General features: G+C 55.3%; 2 protein-coding genes. Both read right to left on the bottom strand.

Annotated elements, in window-relative coordinates; genetic code table 11:
* Positions 1–1,121: M23 family metallopeptidase (locus B5D32_RS14535; protein ID WP_143402816.1), on the bottom strand; the 1,121-nt coding region annotated here is incomplete at its 3' end.
* A partial coding sequence (locus tag B5D32_RS14530; protein ID WP_078785664.1) for a hypothetical protein occupies positions 1,122–2,224 on the bottom strand: 1,103 nt, incomplete at its 5' end.

The following is a 2,224-nucleotide window of genomic DNA, read 5'->3' as shown; positions in this document are numbered from 1 at the left end:
ATGGTGTCGTATTTGTTCACCGTATCGCCAACCTGAGCCAAAAGCTGGCTGCAATGGGCGTAAAGGGTGCAATACCCGCCGCCGTGGTTGATGACCAGATAATTTCCATAACTGACGTGATACCCTGATTTAATGACCGTGCCGCCCTCCACTGCCAGAATTGGTGTGCCATAGGGATAGGCAATGTCCAAGCCATTGTGGTTGGTGGTATCCTTGCCGGGAATGCCGACATCCTCGCGTTTGCCGAAGAAAGAAGTAATGTGCTGTTCCCAGTTCGGGTCATTGAATGGATTGCCGAACCCGCCGCTCGGAGCAGGGGAGGTATCATCAATAAGTGCATCGTTGATTTGCCCCAAAATCGTAATACCCTCATGTTCTTCTATTTCGTGGAGATAGACAGTCAGGTTATGCGCATAGGCATCGGCACAGCTTTTCTGCTTGTCGTCAAGCTGCCAGACCGTGTCGGCAAAGTAGTCATCTCCCACATAGGAGAGTGTGAAAACGGTGTAAGTGTGATCCTCTTGAACGGTTATGGTTTGCCCACGCACCTCTTTCTGCACAGGTTCGGTGCGAACTTCCTCGGAAGTAGTGTAGGTATAATATTCTGTCCGGTGCGCTTGTACCTGTGCGGAAAGGTCAGCCAGGCTGATTTTGGTATAGTCGTCCTCTCCTTGGTAAGCGGAGTACATAGAAATGAGTTGAAAGGCATTGTAAGAAACATGACCGCCCACGGAATCATCAATGTCGCTGTAGGTGAGGCTTGCACGCTCGGATTCTATTTCGGCAAGGGTATCCTCGTATGCAACCTGCAAAATATCCGATACGGCATTGCGAAGCTGCATCACGTTGGCAGCAACTTCCAAATCATCATTGACCGCAGTGCTGGGCTGTGTCAGCGTACCGAAAATCGCACCGGGCAGCATGAGCAGAACCAGAACCGGCAGCAGCAAGACTGCAATGGCAACGACCAGTATTTCCTTGCAATACTGCACCGCAGCTTCAGTAGCAGCCCCGGCGGGACCGCCCTGCACTCCCGCTTGCGCGATTTTGGCAAGTTTGGGCGCATTGTGAAGTGCCGTTGAGGCGGCCTGCTGAGAATTTTGGGTATCGTTTTCCATCATTTAGTGTCTCCGTGCGGGGGCTTTTGGCATGGCGGCCACTTTACGCTCATCATACTGCATACGCCCGCGTTCGTCCTGAACGGTAGGCGTTTTTTCTACGCGGGTTGTGGCGTAGACCTTATACCACTTTTCGCCGTCGCGGGAAGTCTGTTCTGTGAAGTGGCCCTCCGGCTTCTCATACTGACGGGCGTTGTACATGGCAAACTGAATCTGCCCGCGGCCGGGGATGATCTCGCGCCCCTGAATCTTGCCGCCGCCGATTTCTACATCTGTGACGCTGTTGCCCATCTGCCCCAGCAGCACACGGTTCATAGCGGCCTGTTGGATAGAGGACGAAGTGGGAATGGAGGTCTGTTCTGTAACAGCAGGACTGCCACCGGCGCGCATGGCAATTTCACTGTCCCTTGTAGGGGAAACGTCAACCGTGCTATCGCCCTCCAGCGCCAGCGGTGTGGCGGGGATAGGTGCATCCAGCACGGCATCGTTTTCTGCCGTTGCCATTGCGGTGGGGATATTTTCGCCAGTGGCAGGAACGGGCATAGCCTCAGCATCGCTGGTACCGGCAAAATAGCCATTGAGTGCTTCCACGGCGCTGTCGCCTGTGATGCTGCCGCTGGTCTGACCGGTGGCAATAGACCCGATGACCTTGCTGGCGAAGCCGCCGTCTTTACCGAGGCTGTTGTGGTACATGGCACCGCCCAAGGACACACCGATACCGCCGGACTGCCCACTGATGGAGCTTGCCGTACTTTGCTGCACATGGCGGCTCACCATGCCGGAAAGCCCGCCTGCAAAGGTATTGCCGGGTGTGACTTTTGTGGTGGCTGTTGAAGCGGCGGCTTTGGCAGCGCCCAGCCCCATAAAGGCTTTGCCGATTTCAAAACCGCGAAAAGCCAGTAGCGCCTCAGACAACATCGAGCCGGGCGAGCGTGAAACGCCGATGCCCAATGAGTGCAGAATACCGTCCAGCTTGGTGCTGACTTTCAGAAAAGCGATAGCACACAGCAACCACAGGAACAGATTGCCGGAGACGGCATCCTTGCCATGCGCGTCTACGGCCGCAGCAGCTTCATCCTCGGTCAAAGCAAAAGCGGCCGGACAGT

Origin of the sequence: Gemmiger formicilis, from assembly GCF_900167555.1 — a bacterium.
GTDB lineage: Bacteria > Bacillota > Clostridia > Oscillospirales > Ruminococcaceae > Gemmiger > Gemmiger formicilis.
This window is presented reverse-complemented; position numbering and strand designations above follow the sequence as displayed.